The organism is Microbacterium trichothecenolyticum (assembly GCF_041938625.1).
Taxonomy (GTDB): Bacteria; Actinomycetota; Actinomycetes; order Actinomycetales; family Microbacteriaceae; genus Microbacterium; species Microbacterium trichothecenolyticum_D.
Genome location: NZ_CP169427.1, coordinates 3,282,679 through 3,301,374, shown reverse-complemented (window position 1 = coordinate 3,301,374; position 18,696 = coordinate 3,282,679). Strand labels below are relative to the sequence as shown.

Annotated in this window: 15 protein-coding genes and 1 riboswitch; of the genes, 10 read left to right on the top strand and 5 right to left on the bottom strand. The window is 71.0% G+C overall.

The genetic code is table 11. The features are described 5' to 3' along the window. Positions 1-67 precede the first annotated feature (67 nt). From ACEYYH_RS15315 to ACEYYH_RS15305, 3 genes are all read left to right on the top strand, one after another. Positions 68-799, top strand: coding sequence for an HAD family hydrolase (locus tag ACEYYH_RS15315; protein WP_374975189.1), 732 nt, complete (start codon positions 68-70; stop codon positions 797-799). Further along, entirely contained in the window at positions 796-3,321 is a 2,526-nt protein-coding gene (locus ACEYYH_RS15310; RefSeq protein WP_374975188.1) for a glycoside hydrolase family 65 protein, read from the top strand. Before ACEYYH_RS15315 ends, ACEYYH_RS15310 begins: the two co-directional genes overlap by 4 nt. Before the next feature lie 69 nt (positions 3,322-3,390). Beyond that, positions 3,391-4,110, top strand: coding sequence for a FadR/GntR family transcriptional regulator (locus ACEYYH_RS15305; RefSeq protein ID WP_374975187.1), 720 nt, complete (start codon positions 3,391-3,393; stop codon positions 4,108-4,110). On the opposite strand, the gene ACEYYH_RS15300 is transcribed toward ACEYYH_RS15305, so the two are convergent. Beyond that, positions 4,067-5,473: an aspartate ammonia-lyase gene (locus ACEYYH_RS15300; protein ID WP_374975186.1), complete on the bottom strand. Its 1,407-nt coding sequence runs from the start codon at positions 5,471-5,473 to the stop codon at positions 4,067-4,069. The two genes, ACEYYH_RS15305 and ACEYYH_RS15300, sit on opposite strands and share 44 nt — an antisense overlap. Before the next feature lie 166 nt (positions 5,474-5,639). On the opposite strand from ACEYYH_RS15300, the gene ACEYYH_RS15295 reads away from it, so the two are divergent. Beyond that, positions 5,640-7,175, top strand: coding sequence for an amino acid permease (locus ACEYYH_RS15295; RefSeq protein ID WP_374975185.1), 1,536 nt, complete (start codon positions 5,640-5,642; stop codon positions 7,173-7,175). Next, complete coding sequence (locus tag ACEYYH_RS15290) at positions 7,172-8,122, top strand: asparaginase domain-containing protein (protein WP_374975184.1); 951 nt, start codon at positions 7,172-7,174, stop codon at positions 8,120-8,122. The genes ACEYYH_RS15295 and ACEYYH_RS15290 overlap by 4 nt, the downstream gene beginning before the upstream one ends. 50 nt (positions 8,123-8,172) lie before the next feature. Here the strand turns inward: ACEYYH_RS15290 and ACEYYH_RS15285 are convergent, their stop codons facing one another. The 3 genes from ACEYYH_RS15285 to thiM all read right to left on the bottom strand — a co-directional run bounded on the left by ACEYYH_RS15285 (position 8,173) and on the right by thiM (position 11,131). Next, positions 8,173-9,645 carry a bifunctional hydroxymethylpyrimidine kinase/phosphomethylpyrimidine kinase gene (locus ACEYYH_RS15285; RefSeq protein WP_374975183.1) on the bottom strand — a complete coding sequence of 491 codons (1,473 nt, stop codon included), beginning with the start codon at positions 9,643-9,645 and terminating at the stop codon, positions 8,173-8,175. Further along, entirely contained in the window at positions 9,645-10,316 is a 672-nt protein-coding gene (gene thiE, locus ACEYYH_RS15280; protein ID WP_374975182.1) for a thiamine phosphate synthase, read from the bottom strand. The genes ACEYYH_RS15285 and thiE overlap by 1 nt, the downstream gene beginning before the upstream one ends. Next, complete coding sequence (thiM, locus tag ACEYYH_RS15275) at positions 10,313-11,131, bottom strand: hydroxyethylthiazole kinase (RefSeq protein WP_374975181.1); 819 nt, start codon at positions 11,129-11,131, stop codon at positions 10,313-10,315. Before thiM ends, thiE begins: the two co-directional genes overlap by 4 nt. After that, a riboswitch (TPP riboswitch) is annotated at positions 11,122-11,216 on the bottom strand. It overlaps the preceding gene by 10 nt. A 155-nt stretch (positions 11,217-11,371) precedes the next feature. Between thiM and ACEYYH_RS15270 the strand changes: the two genes are divergently transcribed. The 3 genes from ACEYYH_RS15270 to ACEYYH_RS15260 all read left to right on the top strand — a co-directional run bounded on the left by ACEYYH_RS15270 (position 11,372) and on the right by ACEYYH_RS15260 (position 15,349). Then, entirely contained in the window at positions 11,372-13,651 is a 2,280-nt protein-coding gene (locus ACEYYH_RS15270) for a DNA polymerase III subunit gamma and tau (RefSeq protein ID WP_374975180.1), read from the top strand. A 3-nt stretch (positions 13,652-13,654) separates the two neighbouring features. Beyond that, positions 13,655-14,248 (top strand): recombination mediator RecR, encoded by a 594-nt coding sequence (recR, locus tag ACEYYH_RS15265; RefSeq protein ID WP_116196093.1) that lies wholly within the window; start codon positions 13,655-13,657, stop codon positions 14,246-14,248. A 171-nt stretch (positions 14,249-14,419) separates the two neighbouring features. Beyond that, on the top strand, positions 14,420-15,349 hold the full coding sequence (locus ACEYYH_RS15260; protein WP_374975179.1) for a DMT family transporter: 930 nt from the start codon (positions 14,420-14,422) through the stop codon (positions 15,347-15,349). Positions 15,350-15,352: 3 nt separating this feature from the next. Here ACEYYH_RS15260 and ACEYYH_RS15255 read toward each other — a convergent pair whose 3' ends face one another. Next, a complete protein-coding gene (locus ACEYYH_RS15255; protein WP_374975178.1) occupies positions 15,353-15,841 on the bottom strand; it encodes a hypothetical protein in 489 nt (162 codons plus the stop codon). A 142-nt stretch (positions 15,842-15,983) separates the two neighbouring features. On the opposite strand from ACEYYH_RS15255, the gene ACEYYH_RS15250 reads away from it, so the two are divergent. Together ACEYYH_RS15250 and ACEYYH_RS15245 are read left to right on the top strand one after the other, a co-directional pair. Further along, the gene (locus tag ACEYYH_RS15250) at positions 15,984-17,270 is read left to right on the top strand and encodes an aspartate kinase (RefSeq protein WP_374975177.1); all 1,287 of its coding nucleotides are present in this window, start codon (positions 15,984-15,986) and stop codon (positions 17,268-17,270) included. A 291-nt stretch (positions 17,271-17,561) separates the two neighbouring features. Continuing rightward, positions 17,562-18,632 carry an aspartate-semialdehyde dehydrogenase gene (locus tag ACEYYH_RS15245; protein WP_374975176.1) on the top strand — a complete coding sequence of 357 codons (1,071 nt, stop codon included), beginning with the start codon at positions 17,562-17,564 and terminating at the stop codon, positions 18,630-18,632. Positions 18,633-18,696 lie beyond the last annotated feature (64 nt).

The window sequence follows — 18,696 nt, the reverse complement described above, 5'->3', positions numbered from 1 at the left end:
CATTACGCTTGCTGGACGGCCCGACGCCGTGCCGAGCATCCGTACCGCTCCCGTTCCCGGAGGTTCTGTGGCTGACGACGCCCTGCCCGATCTGGCCGCTTACGACGCCGTGCTGTTCGATCTGGACGGCGTGCTGACCCCCACCGCCGAAGTGCACATGCACGCGTGGCAGACGATGTTCGAGGAGCTCTTCGCGGCGTGGGACATCACCCCGCCGTACACGGAGCGCGATTACTTCGATCATCTCGACGGCAAGAAGCGGTACGACGGCGTGGCGAGCCTGCTGCGCTCGCGCGATGTCGAGGTGCCGTGGGGCCACCCGTCCGACCCGGTGACCGCCGACACCGTGTGCGGCATCGGCAACCGCAAGAACGCCGTCTTCGAGCGCGTGCTGCGTGCCGAGGGCATCGCTCCGTATCCGGGGTCGATGCGCCTGCTCGACGTGCTCGCGGAAGCCGGCACGCCCGTCGCGGTGGTGTCGAGCTCCAAGAACGCGGAGGAGGTGCTGGCGGCAGCCGGCATCCGGGATCGCTTCGCGGTCGTGATGGACGGCGTCATCGCCGAACGCGACCACCTCGCCTCGAAGCCTGCTCCGGACGTGTTCGTCGAGGCGGCGCGGATGCTGGGGGTCGACCCTGCACGCAGCGCCGCGGTCGAAGACGCCATCAGCGGCGTCCGCTCGGCGGCCGCCGGCGGCTTCGCGCTCGTGGTGGGCGTCGACCGGGGCGTCGGGGCGCAGGACCTCGTCGACGCGGGCGCCCACGTCGTGGTCACCGATCTGGAGGAGTTCGCACGATGATCGATCGCGACCGGTTCCCCATCGACCCGTGGCGGCTCGTCGAGACGTCGTTCGACCTCGCCGACACCGGCGTTACCGAGACGCTGTTCGCCGTGGGCAACGGCTATCTGGGTCTGCGCGGCAATCAGCCCGAAGGGCGTCACGCGCATGAGCACGGCACCTTCATCAACGGGTTCCACGAGACGTTCCCGATCCGCCACGCCGAGCAGGCGTACGGGTTCGCCGAGGTCGGCCAGACGATCATCAACGCTCCCGACGCGAAGGTGATGCGCGTCTACGTCGACGACGAGCCGCTGTCGCTCGACGTCGCCGACGTCCGCGAGTACGAGCGGACGCTCGACATGCGCGACGGCGTGCTGCGCCGCCACATCCTGTGGGTGACGCCGTCGGGCAAGGAGGTGCGGATCGAGTTCGAGCGACTGGTGTCGTTCGAAGAGAAGCACCTGGCCGTCATGACGGTTGACGTCACGGTGCTCAATGCCGACGCGCCCGTGACGGTGAGCTGCCAGATCCTCAACCGCCAGGACGGCGAGGACGTCTACGGCGGCACGCCCACGGCTCCGCGCAGGGCCGGCTTCGACCCGCGCAAGACCGAGAAGCTGCACGAGCGGGTGCTGCAGCCGCAGGAGTACTGGCAGGACAAGCTGCGCTCGGCCCTGTCGTACCGCGTCACCGACTCGGGCATGACGATCGCCGTCGTCGCCGACCACCTCGTCGAGACGGCGAACGAGTACACCTCGCGCACGCTCATCGAGCCCGACATCGCGAAGAACGTGTTCCGCGTGAACGCGAAGGCCGGCGTGCCGATCCGCGTCACGAAGCTCGTGAGCTACCACACCTCGCGCGGCGTGCCCGCGCGCGAGCTCGTCGACCGCTGCCGCCGCACCCTCGACCGCGCCCTGGGCGAGAGCGTCGACGCGATCCGCGCCCAGCAGCGCGAGTGGCTCGACGCGTTCTGGGAGCGCTCGGACGTGCGCATCGGCGGCCACGACGACCTGCAGCAGGCGACCCGCTGGTGCCTGTTCCAGCTCGCCCAGGCGTCAGCGCGCGCCGACGGGCAGGGCGTGCCCGCGAAGGGCATGACGGGCTCGGGGTACTCCGGACACTACTTCTGGGACACCGAGATCTACGTGCTGCCGTTCCTCGCCTACACGACGCCGCTCTGGGCGCGCAACGCGCTGCGCATGCGGTACCTGATGCTTCCCGCCGCGCGGCGCCGGGCCTTCCAGCTCAACGAGGCCGGTGCGCTCTTCCCGTGGCGCACGATCAACGGGGAAGAGGCATCCGCCTACTACGCCGCAGGCACTGCGCAGTACCACATCAACGCCGACGTCAGCTTCGCCCTCGCGAAGTACGTGCGTGCGACGGGTGACAACGAATTCCTCTTCCGCGAGGGCGTCGACATCGCCGTCGAGACGGCGCGCCTGTGGGCGACGCTCGGCTTCTGGCGTTCGAGCGACGGGGTGCTCGACGGCGAGGGCGACACGTTCCACATCCACGGCGTGACCGGCCCCGACGAGTACACGACCGTCGTCAACGACAACCTCTTCACGAACGTCATGGCGCGGTTCAACCTCCGCTTCGCCGCGCGCACCATCCGGGAGATGGCAGAGGCCGACGGCGAGGTCTACCGGCAGATGGTCGACCGCCTCGCCCTCGAGCCGGGCGAGCCCGAGGCGTGGGAGCGGGCCGCCGAGGCCATGCACATCCCGTTCAGCCCGACCCTCGGCATCCATCCGCAGGACCACGTGTTCCTCGAGCGCGAGATCTGGGACCTCGAGAACACGCCGCCCGACAAGCGGCCCCTGCTGCTGCACTTCCACCCGCTGGTGATCTACCGGTACCAGGTGCTCAAGCAGGCCGACGTCGTGCTCGCCCTGTTCCTGCAGGGCAATCACTTCTCCGACGAGGACAAGCTCGCCGACTTCGAGTACTACGACCCGCTGACCACGGGCGACTCGACGCTGTCGGCGGTCGTGCAGGCGATCCTCGCCGCCGAGGTCGGCTACCAGGACCTCGCGCTGGAGTACTTCCGGCAGTCGATCTTCGTCGACCTCGGAGACCTGCACCACAACGCCGCCGACGGTGTGCACGTGGCGTCGGCCGGTGGCGTGTGGACCGCGCTGGTCTCCGGGTTCGGCGGCATGCGCGATCACTTCGGCGAGCTGTCGTTCGACCCGCGGCTTCCCGCCTCGTGGCCGTCCCTCGAGTTCGTGCTGCACTGGCACGGCACGCGCCTCGTCGTCACAGTCACCCGTGGCGAACTCCGCGTGCGCGCGACAGAGGGCGACCCCGTCGGCTTCAGCGTGCGGGGGGTGGGCTACGTGGTCGGTGCGGGCGAGGAGGTCGTGGCACCGCTCGACGGGCAGGGACCGGTCATCCCGGGGCGGCCGTCGCTGCGCGAGCTCGGCGACGCGCGCCGCGAGGACGGCTCACTGCTGTCGGCCTCGGTGCCCACCGTCACCTCGACGATCCCGATCATCGTGGGCGCCGCCGACGTCGAGCACGGGGCAGACGCCTGACAGCAGAAGCCCTTGCCCGAATCGGACTGGCGGTTTGACAACTTCACGCCCTGCTTCGACAGTGGACACATGAGCGATGGAGTCAGGTGGATGCCGCGCGCCGACGCCGTGCCTCGGACCAGTGTGGCGGACGCGGTGCTGACCGACCTGCGGGAGGCGATCTCCTCCGGCGCGATCCCCGTCGGCACGCGGCTCCCTGCCGAGGCGGTGCTGTCGGAGCGGTACGGCGTCAGTCGACCCCTCGTGCGCGAAGCGCTGCGATCGCTGCAGGCGCTGGGGCTCACCCGCACCCGGACCGGTAGCGGCACGTACGTGATCGCCGACCGCCTCAACCCTTCGACGACGTTCGGCGACTTCTCGTCGCGCGACCTCGTCGAGGCACGCCCCCATGTCGAGGTCCCCGCCGCCGGCTTCGCGGCCGAGCGGCGCTCCGAGCAGCAGCGTGCCGAACTGGCGCGCCTGTGCGCCGAGATGGACGCCAGCGACGACCCCGACGAATGGGTGCGACTGGACTCCCGGTTCCACGCGCTGGTGGCCGAGGCATCCGGCAATGCGGTGTTCGCCAAGACCCTCGCCGATATCCGCGACGCGCTCACGCATCAGTCGCAGATCGTCAACCTCGTGGCTCAGCGACGCGAGGCCTCCAGCCGGGAGCATCGACGCATCGCCGAGGCGATCGCGGTGGGTTCGGCGATCGAGGCTCGCGAAGCGATGCGTGCGCACCTCAACGAGGTGGAGCGGGTGATCACGCCGCTGTCGGCGGGCGGGGCACCAGGCGCTGCAGACTGAGCGCCTCGTCGAGCTGGGCGTCGGTGAGCAGGCCTCGGCGGCGGACGACGTCCGGCACCGTGCGCCCCGTCACCAGTGCCTCGCGGGCGACCTCCGTCGTCGCCCGGTAGCCGAGGAGGGGATTGAGTGCGGTGGCCAGGCCGATCGAGTTCTCCACCCGCGCGGCCATCACCTCGGGGTGCGCCTCGATGCCCGCCACACATGCCGACGCGAGGGTGCGGCATGCGGCGGTCAGATGAGTGAAGCTCTGCGCCAGTGCGCGCACGATCACCGGTTCGAAGGCGTTGAGCTGCAGCTGCCCCGACTCGGCCGCGAGGGTCACGGCCAGATCATCGGCGATCACCGTGTAGGCGACCTGGCTCACCATCTCGGGGATCACCGGATTCACCTTGCCAGGCATGATGCTCGACCCCGCCTGCCGGGGCGGCAGCGTGATCTCGCCGAGCCCGGCGCGCGGGCCTGACGACAGCAGCCGCAGGTCGTTGCACGTCTTGGACAGCTTGATCGCGATGCGTTTGAGCACGCCTGACAGATGCACGAACGCGCCGGGATCCTGTGTCGCCTCGACCAGATCGTGCGCGGTGGTGAAGGGGCGGCCGGTGAGCTCGGCGAGGTGCGCGCACGCCGTCTCGGCGTAGCGAGGCGGCGCGTTGAGCCCTGTGCCGATCGCCGTGGCCCCGAGATTGATCTCGTAGAGCAGCGCCGCAGACTCGTCGAGTCGCGCGCGGTCCTCGCCGAGCATCACCGCGAACGCACGGAACTCCTGCCCGAGGGTCATCGGAACCGCGTCCTGCAGCTGCGTGCGGCCCATCTTGACCACGCCCTCGAACTCCTCGGCCTTCGCGGCGAACGCCTGTTCCAGCTCCACCATGGCGGCGCGCAACTCCGCGGCAGCCTCGACGAACGCGACGTCGGCAGCCGTCGGGTAGACGTCGTTGGTCGACTGGCTGAGGTTCACATGGTCGTTCGGGTGGACGCGCGCATAGTCCCCCTTGTCGCTGCCGAGGATCTCGAGCGCGCGGTTCGCGATGACCTCGTTCGCGTTCATGTTGGTCGACGTGCCCGCGCCGCCCTGGATGAGATCGACAATGAACTGGTCGTGGAGCGCGCCGGCACGCAGTTCGCGGCATGCCGTGGAGATCGCGGTCGCCCTGCGCTCGTCCAGCAGGCCGAGATCGAAGTTGGCCAGGGCGGCCGCCTCCTTGACGAAGGCGAGGCCGCGGACGAGGAACGGGTATCGCCCGACGGGCACACCGGTGATCGGGAAGTTCTCGCGAGCGCGTTCGGTGTGGACTCCCCAATACGCATCGGCGGGTACCTCCTTGTCGCCCAGAAGGTCGTGTTCGGTGCGGGTTGCGGGCATGTTCTCTCCTTCGAGTGGCCACCTGGCGGTCAATCTATCAGACAGATTCTGGGGATGTCTTGTTGATTTTCCGGGAATCGCCGTGCTTCAATGGCGAAGCTGTCTGACAGGCAGGCAGTCAGTTTCGCGGGCAGAGCGGCCTGCGACGCGAAAGGAGCAGGAGCGCATGGCGATGACGTCGACGAAGACGCAGACCGACCGGCCGACGGTCGTGCAAGATGAGGAAGCCGGATTCCACAAGGCGCTGCGCCCGCGCCAGATCCAGATGATCGCCATCGGGGGCGCCATCGGCACCGGGCTGTTCATGGGTGCCGGCGGCCGCCTGGCGATCGCCGGTCCGGCTCTCGTCCTCGTCTATGCGGTATGCGCGTTCTTCGCCTTCCTGGTGATGCGCGCCCTCGGCGAGCTCATCGTCCATCGCCCCACGACCGGCTCGTTCGTGTCGTACGCCCGGGAGTTCTACGGCGAGAAGATGGCGTACGCCGCGGGCTGGATGTACTGGCTCAACTGGGCCATGACGTCGGTCGCGGACGTGACCGCGGTCGCGCTCTACATGAATTTCTTCAAGCAGTACGTGCCGTGGCTGCAGCCGATCGACCAGTGGGTGTTCGCCCTCGTGGCCCTCGTCTTCGTTCTCGGCATGAACCTGCTCTCCGTCAAGGTGTTCGGTGAGCTGGAGTTCTGGTTCGCGCTGATCAAGGTGCTGGCGCTCGTCGCATTCCTCGCGGTGGGCGTCTTCTTCGTCGTGACGGGCACACCTGTGAACGGGCAGAGCCCGGGGCTGCACCTCATCGCCGACAACGGAGGCATGTTCCCCAACGGGCTCCTGCCGGCGCTCATCGTGGTGCAGGGCGTCGTGTTCGCCTACGCGTCGATCGAACTCGTGGGAACCGCCGCCGGCGAGACGGAGCACGCCCGGAAGGTGATGCCCCGTGCCATCCGCGCGGTGGTGTTCCGCCTGGCGGTGTTCTATGTCGGCTCCGTGCTCCTGTTCACTCTGCTGATGCCGTACACCGCCTACAAGGCAGGCGAGAGCCCGTTCGTGACGTTCTTCGGGTCGATCGGAGTTCAGGGCGCCGACGTCATCATGAACCTCGTCGTGCTCACGGCGGTGCTCTCCTCCCTCAACGCGGGTCTCTACTCGACCGGCCGCATCCTGCATTCCATGGCCGTCTCCGGATCCGCACCCGCCCCGCTGGCGCGCATGAACCGCGCCGGTGTGCCCTACGTGGGCATCGCCGTCACGGCGGTGGTCACCGCGATGGGTGTCGCGCTCAACGCGTTCGTCCCGTCCCAGGCGTTCGAGATCGCGCTCAACGTGTCGGCCCTCGGCATCATCAGCGCCTGGGCGGTGATCATCCTGTGCCAGCTGAAGCTGCAGTCGCTGGCTCGCAAGGGGACGATCGATCGGCCCGCGTTCCGCATGCCCGGGGCCCCCTACACGGGATACGTGACCCTCGGCTTCCTCGCGACGGTCATCGTGCTCATGGCACTGGACTACCCGATCGGCACCTCCACGGTCTCGTCGCTCGTGCTGATCGTGCCGGCGCTCATCGGAGGCTGGTTCCTTCTGCGCGATCGCATCCGGCGCCTCGCCGCCGAGCGGACCGGGACCCTCGCCGCCGTCCGGCTCCGAGAGCAGGCAGGCGCGACGCAGCAGCCGATCGCCGACGCGGGCGGCGCTCAGGACGGAGAACGGTGACGGGTGCGGCGAGCAGCGTCGTCGTCATCGCGACGGGCGGCACCATCGCCAGCCGCCGGGTCGGCGACGGAGCGAGCAGGCCGGTCGTCAGCGGCGGCGGCCTGCTCACCGGAATCGAACCGGGCGCGCCGGTACGAGTGGTCGACGTCATGGCGCAGGACTCGGCGACGCTGACGCTCGCGCACATGCAGCGCATCAGCGACGCGGTGGGGGAGGTGCTGGCCGATCCCGAGACGCGCGGGATCGTGGTGCTGCACGGCACCGACTCGCTGGAGGAGACGGCCCTCCTCCTCGCACTGCAGCACGGCGACGCCGACCGGCGCATCGTCGTCACCGGAGCCCAGTTCACCGCCGATCATCCCGATTCCGACGGACCGGCCAACATCGAGGCGGCCGTCCGGCTCGCCGCCGAGACATCGGCCGGCCAACTCCCGCGCCGGAACGACGGAGACGCCGTCGTGGTGCTCTTCGGCGGACGACAGCTGGCGCCCTGGGGCGCGTACAAGTTCAGCGCCGACAGCATGGATGCGTTCCGGTCGGCGGGGCCGGCAGGTGCGACGACTCCGAGAGAGACGGCTCGCGTCGATGGCGTCCGGATCGACATGGTGGCCCTCCCTCCAGGCGCCGACGCCCTTCACATCCGCGCAAGCGCTGCCGCCGGCGCCGACGGCATCGTGCTGCAGGCGCTCGGGTCGGGAAACTCCACGGCCGCCGTCGTCGCCGCCGTCCGCGAGTGCGTCGCCGACGGCATCCCCGTCGTGGTGTCCAGCCGGGTGCCGCAGGGCGCGCTGGCGCCCACCTATGGCGGCGGTGGCGGCGGCAGCGACCTCAGAGCCGCCGGCGCGGTGCACTCGACGACGCTGCGGCCGGGGCAGGCGCGGATCCTGCTCGCGGCACTCGTCGCGCGGCGCGCGACGAGTGCCGAGCTCTGGGCCGCGTTCGGCTGACCCTCGCCCGGGGTATCACGGTCGGACGTCGGATCCGCTCGGCGTCGGCGTCACGCTCGCGCGAAGAACTCCCTCTCGTGCTCCATCGACCGGGCGAAGGCCGCGTCCATCCGCGCGCGCTCGAGCGGCCCGGCCTCGAGCGCCGCGGCGTCCGCGATCTCGGTCGCGCGGGCGGTGGCCGCGGCGAACGCGGCGTCTCCGTACATCGCCAGCCAGTCGTCGTACGGGTGCGCGGCATGGCGCCGGGCGGCAAGACGGATGCCGAGGTCGGTGTACAGCCAGAAGCACGGCAGCAGCGCCGCCACGAGCTCGCCGTACGAGCGGGCCGACGCGTGCAGATGGTTCGTGTACGCGAGGTTCTGCGGCGCGGGGGCCACCGTCGCCGAGCCGAGGTGCGACTCGTGCAGCCGGCGCTCCTCGACGATCGACGATTCGGCCGCCCGCGCCCAGAACGTCTGCTCGTCCGGCGTGGGCGCGAGCGCGCTGGCCTTCGCGAGCACGCGGGAGTACTCGCCGAGGTAGATCGCGTCCTGCGCCAGGTAGCGCCGGAACGTCTCGCGCGACAGCGTGCCGTCGCCGAGCCCGCGCACGAACTCGAGGTCGTCCACGTCGGCGCGCACGGCGGCCGCGGCATCCCACACGCCTGTCGACCACGTCACCGCGGGGACGGATGCTGCGACCCGGTGCTCGTGGAAGTGGTCTACCGGACCGTTCCCCTCGCCGACCCGCAGCGCATCCGCGTGCGCCAGCGCTCCGGTGAGCCACGCCTTCGCGCGCTCCAGCGCGTCCGGCCACGATGAGCCTCCCGCGCGCAGCGTCGCCATCGCGGACGACAGCGAGCAGCCGGTGCCGTGGGTGTTGCGGGTCCCGACGCGCGCGCCCGCGACTTCGTGCACCGTGCCATCCGCTGCGACGATGGCGTCGGGGCAGTCAGCGCCCTCGAGGTGTCCGCCCTTCAGCAGCACCGTCGTGCCGGTCTCACGTGCGAGGGTCCGCGCGTCGTCGAGGGCCTGCGCCCACGTGGTCGCACGAGCCCGTCCGGCGAGGACGGCGAGTTCCGCGAGATTCGGCGTGATGAGATCGACCTCGCCGGCGAGCTCGCGCAGCGCCTCCTCGGCCGCGGGGTCCAGCAGCCGATCGCCGCTCGTTGCGACCATGACCGGGTCGAGCACGACGATCGGCGGGCGCACCCGGCCGAGCCATGCGCGCACGGTGCCGATGATCTCGTCGGACTGCAGCATCCCGATCTTCACCGCGTCGATCTCGACGTCGTCCGACACGGCGTCGAGCTGCGCGGCGAGGAACGCGGTCGGCGGGACGTGCACCTCGCGCACGCCGCGCGTGTTCTGCGCCACGAGCGCGGTGACCACGGCCATGCCGTAGCCGCCGAGCGCGCCGATCGATTTCAGGTCGGCCTGCACCCCCGCGCCGCCGGTCGGGTCGGTGCCCGCGATGCTGAGCACACGCGGGATCGCCGTCGCGCGAACCGCGGTCGGCGCGGACACAGCCCGGGTGTCGGTCATCACGCGACCCCCTCGAGGGAGGGGGCATCGGCGGCGTTGCGCAGCGCGCGCGCCGCAGCGGCGGGGTCGTTCGCCCCGCAGATCGCCGACACGACGGCGATTCCGGCCGCCCCGGCGTCGCGGAGCGCCGCGATGTCCGACTCAACCACGCCGCCGATCGCGACGCACGGCAAGTCCGTGCCCGCCGCGAAGGCAGCGAAGCCGTCCATGCCGAGCGCCGGCGGATGGTCGGGCTTCGTCGACGTCGGGCGGATCACGCCGACGCCGAGGTAGTCGATCGTGCCGTTGCGGGGCGCGGATGCCGCAGCCCGGTGCTCCGCGGAGTTCGCGGTCCAGCCGATCACGGCGTGCGCACCGAGCAGGCGCCGCGCGGTCTCGGGCGGCAGGTCGCCCTGGCCGAGGTGGACGCCGTCGACGCGGGCGCCGGCATCCCGCGCCGCCACGGCCACGTCGACACGGTCGTTGACGAGGAGGAGGCACCGGCGGTCGATGACCTCCGACAGCGCCGTCGCCTGCCGGATGAGTTCACGAGCGGTCACCGACTTCGCCCGCAGCTGCACGACGTCGACGCCCGCGCCCGCCGCGGCGTCGACCACCCCGAGCAGCCGGTCGAACGGCAGGCGGTCGTCGGTGACGAGGTGGAGGGCGAGGCGTGCCCCCTGCCCGGTCATCGGAGCGCCAGGGTGTCGCCGACGCGCGCGTCGAGCGCGGGAGGGTCCGCGGCCACAGCGTCGAGTGCGTCCAGGAACGCGACGGCGAACGAGCCCGGTCCCTCTGCGCGGGTGGCGGCGCGTTCCGAGGCGACCGCATAGAGGACGGATGCCGCGACCGCCGCCTCGAACGGAGCACATACGCCGACGAGCGCGGCCATCACCGCGCCGAGCGAGCAGCCGCCCCCGGTGACCCGGGTGAGGAGCGCGTCCCCGCCCGCGATCCGAACGACCCGCTCGCCGTCGGTGACGAGATCGACCGGTCCCGACACGGCCACCACGCCGCCGGTGCGCAGCGCCAGCGATCGCGCGGCGCCGGCCGCAGCATCCGTTCGATCCGTCGCGTCGACTCCGCGACCGCCGCCGCCCTCACCGGCGACGGCGAGGATCTCGGAGGCGTTGCCGCGGACGATGGCGGGACGGTGCTCGAGCAGTTCGGCGGCGAGGGCCGTGCGCACCGGGAGAACGCCGACGGCGACGGGGTCGAGCACCCACGGCGTGCCGGCACGCACCGCTTCGCGGGCGGCGTCGCGCTGCTCGGCGGTGGGCGTGCCGAGGTTCACGAGCACCCCGTCGGCGACACCGGCGAAGAGGCCGGCCTCGCCGGGGATGTCGCACATCGCGGGGGCGGCGCCGACCGCCAGGAGCGCGTTCGCGGTGTAGTTCGTCACGACCGCGTTCGTGATGCACTGCACCAGCGGCGAGGCCTGCCGCAGCGCCGTCAGCGCTGCGGCAGGGGAGAGGGCGGACAGGTGTGCTTCGGTGCGCGCGTTCATCGCGACATCCCTTCGCTCGCATGATCGAGATCAGGTTCGACGGGTGTGTTCTCAGCCCGCCGTGCGGGCACCCCGTGTCACTGCGGAGCAATCTAGCAGGCGATCTCGGCGGGGCGCCGCCGTGTGTCGGCGTCGTCCCGCGTGCGCCTCGTGGTTCGGGCACGGACCCTGTCGACGCGCGGTCGCGGTGCGATGCGCTGAGCCTGCCGAAGTGTCGGCGCCACGCCGTAGGCTGGGGGAGTGACCACCGCCCTGTACCGCCGCTACCGGCCCGAGTCGTTCGGCGAGATGATCGGGCAGTCGCAGGTCACCGAGCCGCTCATGACCGCGCTGCGCGGCGACCGGGTCGGTCATGCGTATCTGTTCTCGGGTCCTCGCGGGTGCGGAAAGACCACGTCCGCCCGCATTCTCGCGCGCTGCCTCAACTGCGCGAAGGGTCCGACCGACACGCCGTGCGGCACATGCGACAGCTGCGTCGAGCTCGGCCGCGGCGGCGGCGGTTCACTCGACGTCGTCGAGATCGACGCGGCGAGCCACAACGGTGTCGACGACGCCCGTGATCTGCGCGAGCGCGCGGTGTTCGCGCCGGCCCGCGACCGCTTCAAGATCTTCATCCTCGACGAGGCGCACATGGTCACCCCGCAGGGCTTCAACGCCCTGCTGAAGCTCGTCGAAGAGCCGCCCGACCACGTCAAGTTCATCTTCGCGACGACCGAGCCCGAGAAGGTCATCGGCACCATCCGCTCGCGCACGCACCACTACCCGTTCCGTCTCGTGCCCCCGGCGGCGATGCTCGAGTACGTCGAGCAGCTCTGCGCGCAGGAGGGCGTCGACGTCGAGCAGGGTGTGCTGCCGCTCGTCGTCCGCGCCGGCGGCGGGTCGCCCCGAGACACGCTGTCGCTGCTCGATCAGCTCATCGCCGGCTCCGAAGACGCGAAGGTCACCTACGCCCGTGCCGTCGCATTGCTCGGCTACACGCATGCCGAACTCCTCGACGAGGTGATCGACGCCTTCGCCGCGTCCGACGCGTCAGCGGCCTTCGCCGCCGTCGACCGCGTGGTGCAGACCGGGCAAGACCCGCGCCGCTTCGTCGACGACCTGCTCGAGCGTCTGCGCGACCTCATCGTCGTGTCGGCGACCGGCCAGGGCGCGGCGGCGGTGCTGCGCGGCGTCTCCGCCGACGACCTCGCGCGCATGCAGCGTCAGGCCGGCGCGTTCGGCCCATCGAGGCTGTCGCATATCGCCGACCTCGTCATCGCGACGCTCGACGACATGACCGGTGCCACGTCACCGCGCCTGCAGCTCGAGCTGATGGTCGCGCGCGTGCTGGCCCGTGGGGCAGGGGCCGCACCTGCGGCCGCGCCGGTCGCTGCCGCTGCGCCGGTCGCGGCACCCGCGGCGGCGCCGGTGGTGGCGCCCACCGCCGCTCCACCGGCGGGGAGTGCGACCGCGGCGCCCACGCCCGGTGCCGCGCCGGTTCCGGGCGCGCGACCCGCCGAGCCCGCGCCCGTGGCGGCACCTCCTGTTCCCTCCGGCCCCGTCACGCTCGATCGCCTGCAGCAGGCATGGCCGCAGGTGCTCTCGCAGCTCGAGAACGTGAGCCGCTCGTCCTGGATGCTCGCCTCCGGCGCCCGCACCGTGGCGCTCGACGACGACGTGCTCACGCTGGCGTTCGCGAGCCAGAGCGACGTCGCGAAGTTCAAGCAGCTCGCCGCCGGCAAGGGACCCAGCGAAGACCTGCGCCAGGCGATCCTGGCTGTGCTCGGCATCCGTGTGAAGTACATCGCCCGCCACGACCCCGCGGGCGCTTCAGGGGGCGGCGTCGGGCCAGCAGAGCCGGGCGGCGCAGGAGGAGCGGGAATGCCCGCGAGTTCTCCGACCGGTCCCGGGCGCGAGACTTCGCGCCAGGCCGGCGCTCCCGAGGCTCCGGCGGCGGCACGCACCACCGCCGCGGCGCCGAGCGCGTCGGGCCCCTCACAGGCTGCGGCGCCCCGTGCGTCGGCCCCGGCGGATCCGCGTGGGTCGGCCCCCGCTTCAGCGCGTGCGTCGGCCCCGGCCGCGCCCCGAGCGAACGCCCCGGCCTCGGCTCCCGCCTCCGCAGTCGCCGTGACCGACTGGGCGGTCGCGCCCATCCCGTCCGACGACGACGCCCCGCCGCCCGACCCGGGACCGGCCGCGTTCCCCGCCGAGACGCCCGCGCAGTTCGCGGTCGACGACGAGCCCGAAGACGCGGAGGCAGCGACCGCGCGGGTCGCGACGCTCGCGCCACCGCGCGAGGGCCAGGTCCTGCCGCGCACCGAGATCGCTCCGCCGTTCGAGCGCGACGACGACGATGACACGGACGACGCGGATGCTGTGCCGGACCTCCCGGTGCCGCCCACGGTCGCCCCGCCCCTGACCCCCGTGGTCACGACGCGCAGCGGCGGCGTCCAGCGCTACGGCGAGGCGGTGGTGCGCCAGGTGCTCGGCGCCACGTTCGTGCGCGAGGAGCCCTACGAGCCCCCGACGAGGTTCAGCTAGCCCATGTACGACGGCATCGTCCAAGACCTCATCGACGAATTCGGCCGCCTTCCCGGGATCGGGCCGAAGTCGGCCCAGCGCATCGCGTTCCACATCCTGCAGACGCCGAACTTCGATGTGTCGCACCTCGCCGAGCTCCTCAGCGAGGTGCGCGAGCGGGTGCGCTTCTGCGAGGTGTGCGGCAACGTCTCCGAGCAGGATCGCTGCTCCATCTGCCGGGACCCCCGTCGCAACCAGACGCTCATCTGCGTCGTGGAGGACGCGAAGGACGTGGCCGCCATCGAGCGCACGCGCGAATTCCGCGGGCTGTACCACGTCCTCGGCGGCGCGATCAGCCCGATCGCCGGCATCGGCCCCGACGACCTGCGCATCACGCAGCTCATGCAGCGACTCGCCGACGGCACGGTGCAGGAGGTCATCCTGGCCACCAACCCCAACCTCGAGGGCGAGGCGACGGCGACCTACCTGAGCCGCCTGCTGCACACCCTCGAGATCACGGTCACCCGCCTCGCCTCGGGCCTTCCGGTCGGCGGCGACCTCGAGTACGCCGACGAGGTCACCCTCGGCCGCGCGTTCGAGGGTCGACGCTCCGTCTGACTCCATCCGCGGGTGACTCGACGCCCTGGTCCGCCCAGGATGTCGGAAGTCCGTCGTAGATTGGCGGTCGGCCACCTCGCGCTCAGCGCCGGCGATCGCAGAACCTGAGACGATGACGACCGTCGGGCAGCGCCGCTGCTGGCCTACCACCCCACCGTTGGGAGATGCCCCATGAACCGCTCGCAGCGATTCGACACGCGCGCGTGGCTGCTGTTCGGCGCGATGGCGCTGCTGTGGGGAGTGCCCTACCTGTTCATCAGCGTGGCCGTGGAGTCCTACTCGCCGGCCGCGGTGGTGGCCGGCCGCACGCTCCTCGGCGCCCTCCTGCTGCTCCCGTTCGCGCTGCGTCAGAAGGCGCTGCGCCCCGCATTCGCGAAGATCGGCTGGGTGCTGCTGTTCGGCGGCATCGAGATGGCGGGGCCCTTCCTGCTGCTCGGCCATGCGGAGCAGACCCTGCCCTCCGGGCTCACCGGCCTGCTCGTCGCCACGGTGCCGCTGTTCGCCGCGCTGATCGCGTTCGGCGGGGGCGACCGCTCCGTGCTCAGCCCGGCGCGAGCGATCGGACTGTTCATCGGCTTCGCGGGGGTATTCGTGATCGTCGCCGGTCCTGGGCTCGCCGTCGAGGGCGGCGGCGGTCTGATCGCCGTCGGGGAAGTGCTGCTCGTCGCGCTCCTCTACGCGATCGCGCCGTTCGTCATCGCGACCAAGCTGCGGGATGTGCCCGCCCTCGGGTCCATCACGCTCGCCCTTTTCGCGGTCGGCATCTTCTACACGCCGATCGCCTTCCTGACCCAGCACCAGGTGCCGACCGTCGAGAGCACCGTCTCGCTCATCGCTCTCGCCGTGCTCTGCACGGCGCTCGCGTTCATCGTCTTCTTCGCACTGATCGCCCGTGTAGGTCCGGTGCGGGCGCCGCTGTTCACCTATGTCAACCCGGTCGTCGCGATCGTCCTGGGCACGATGATCCTGGGTGAGCCGCTGACCCCGGGCCTGTTGATCGGGTTCCCGCTGGTCATCCTGGGTTGCTGGCTCGCGGCCACCGGCGGCACCCTCCGCGCCCGCAAGCCCGAGGACGCCGACCTGCCGATCTCCACAGGGTGAGCGTCAGCGCAGCACCTCGACGAGCACGATCCACGACATCAACAGCGCGGCGACGATCGCGACGATCGATCCGACGGCGAACCACGCAAGACCGTGGGGCTGGCCGGCCGCGAGAAGTGCGCCGCCGATCAGATACGCGAGCGGCGCGAGGAAGCCCACCGCCGACTTGAGCCAGCGCATCCGGTTGGCGGGATGCCGGTTCTCGAAGATCCTGCGTGTCGCCTGCACCTGGAACACGCCGGCGCCGAGCGCGAAGACGATCATCGCGACCCCGTACGGCACCGGCCCGACAGCCGGAATCAGCCCGATCGCGCAGCCGACGAGCGCGACCACCAGCCCCGAGATGCCCGCGGCGAGGCGGGCGGTGAGCGACGACTCCTTGATGATGTCGCCGATGTTGACGCTCGCGGCGACGATCACGAGACCTGCGAGCGCCGCCGTCGCCCCGACCATGGCCACGTTGAACTCCGACCACGTCTCGATCTGCTCCATGCTCGGATGCTACTGGCGCCGCCGCCCGACACATGGCTGGGGTCGCATGAGCGCGTCCGTAAGATGGACCCTTGGGTGACAGGAGACCGCGGGACGCGGCATCCGTTCTCGCCCGTCCTCAGACAAACGCGTGGAGTTCGATGTGGCGCTGATCGTCCAGAAGTACGGCGGATCGTCGGTCGCTGATGCCGAGAGCATCAAGCGCGTCGCGAAGCGCATCGTCGACACTCGTCGTGCCGGTCACGACGTCGTCGTCGCGGTCAGCGCGATGGGCGACACGACCGACGAGCTTCTCGACCTCGCGGGTCAGGTCGCCCCGATTCCGGCGCCCCGCGAACTCGACATGCTGCTGTCGAGCGGCGAGCGCATCTCGATGGCGCTCCTCGCGATGGCGATCCACTCGATGGGCTTCGAGGCGCGCTCGTTCACCGGCAGCCAGGCCGGCATGATCACCACTGCCGACCACGGCTCGGCGCGGATCGTCGACGTGACGCCGATCCGCCTGCGCGAAGCCCTCGACGAGGGCGCGATCGTCATCGTCGCCGGCTTCCAGGGCTTCAACCGCGACACCCGCGACATCACGACGCTCGGCCGCGGCGGCTCCGACACCACGGCGGTGGCGCTGGCAGCCGCGCTCGAGGCTGACGTCTGCGAGATCTACAGCGACGTCGACGGCATCTTCACGGCCGACCCCCGCGTCGTGCCCAAGGCGAAGAAGCTGAATGTGGTCTCGGCGGAGGAGATGCTGGAGCTCGCCGCCAACGGCGCGAAGGTGCTGTACATCCGCGCCGTCGAATACGCACGCCGTCACCGCGTGCTCATCCACGCCCGCTCCACGTTCAGCTCGGGCGTGGGGACCTATGTGCTCGGCCCCGGGATGAACATTCCCGCGGGCGAAAAGGGAGAAGAGATGGAAGAGCCCATCGTCGCCGGCGTCGCCACCGACCTCGGCCAGGCCAAGATCACGATCATCGGCGTTCCCGACGTGCCCGGCAAGGCCGCCGAGATCTTCAAGGTCGTCGCGAAGTCCGGCGCCAACGTCGACATGATCGTGCAGAACGTGTCGGCAGCGACCACGGGCCGCACCGACATCTCGTTCACGCTCCCCAAGACCGATGCCGCGATCGCGCTGAAGGCGCTTGCCGCCGACCAGGCCGAGATCGGGTTCGAGAACCTGGTCCACGACGACCAGATCGGCAAGCTCTCGGTCGTCGGCGCGGGCATGCGCACGCACTCGGGCGTCTCGGCGACCCTCTTCGAGGCGCTGAGCGTCGCGGGCATCAACATCGAGATGATCTCGACCTCCGAGATCCGCATCTCGGTCGTGGTGCGCGGCGACGACCTCGCCGAGGCCGCCCGCGTCGTCCACACCGCCTACGGGTTGGACGGCGACATCGAGGCGACCGTCTACGCCGGCACCGGCCGCTGACCCACGTCTGACGGGTCGGATGCTGCGGCCCGCAGCATCCGTCTCCCAGATCAGGAGATCTGGCTGAGGCAGGAGGATTCCGCGCGAAACGTCCTGCGTCCGCCAGATCTCCTGATCTCGCCGACGGGCCGGCGAACGGCAGGAATCGCACGCACGCTGTCCGCCCGCATAGGTAACACCCGCGATCCTGTCCGGCCGTGGCCGGTAGAATCGCCCAAACCCCGCGCGATCGACGGTGCCCGCGCGTCCGCTCCACGCTGCTCCACGCGCGCTCCACGCTGAGGAACCACCATGACCCGCATCTCCGATTCAGGACTCTCCGTCGCCGTCGTCGGCGCCACCGGCCAGGTCGGGACGGTCATGCGCGAGATTCTCGCCGAGCGGAACTTCCCGATCCGTGAGCTGCGTCTGTTCGCGACGGCACGCTCGGCCGGCACCGCCGTCGAGTTCGGCGGCGAGACCGTGATCATCGAGGACGTCGCGACCGCCGACCCGTCTGGCATCGACGTCGCCCTGTTCTCCGCCGGCGCCACCGGCAGCCGCGCGCACGCACCCCGGTTCGCCGAGGCCGGCGCGATCGTGATCGACAACTCCAGCGCGTGGCGCATGGACCCCGAGGTGCCGCTCGTCGTCAGCGAGGTCAACCCTCACGCCATCGCGAACCCGCCCAAGGGCATCATCGCGAACCCCAACTGCACAACGATGGCCGCGATGCCGGTGCTGAAGCCGCTCGACGCCGAGGCCGGTCTCGAGCGCCTCATCGTCTCGACCTATCAGGCCGTGTCGGGCTCCGGGCTCGCCGGCGCGCAGGAGCTCCTCGGCCAGGTCGAGGGCGTCCTCGCGCAGGGCAACACGCTCGATCTCGTCCACGACGGCTCGGCGGTGGACTTCCCGCAGCCTGAGAAGTACGTCGCGCCGATCGCGTTCGACGTGATCCCGCTCGCCGGCAACCTCGTCGACGACGGCCTCAACGAGACCGACGAGGAGAAGAAGCTCCGCAACGAGAGCCGCAAGATCCTCGAGCTGCCCGGCCTCCGCGTCGCGGGCACGTGCGTCCGCGTGCCCGTCTTCACCGGCCACTCGCTGTCGATCCACGCGGAGTTCTCGCGTGACATCACGCCCGAGCGCGCGTACGAGATCCTCGCGTCGGCACCCGGCGTCGTCGTCGAAGAGGTCCCGACGCCGCTGCAGGCGGCCGGCAACGACCCGAGCTACGTCGGCCGCATCCGCGCCGACCAGTCGGCGCCCGAGGGCAAGGGCCTCGTGCTCTTCATCTCCAACGACAACCTCCGCAAGGGCGCGGCGCTCAACGCCGTCCAGATCGCGGAGGTCGTCGCCGCGAACCTCGGCGTCACCGCCTGACGCACGACTCGAGAGCGGACGGATGCTGCGGGCCGCAGCATCCGTCCGCTTGTCGTTTCGGCAA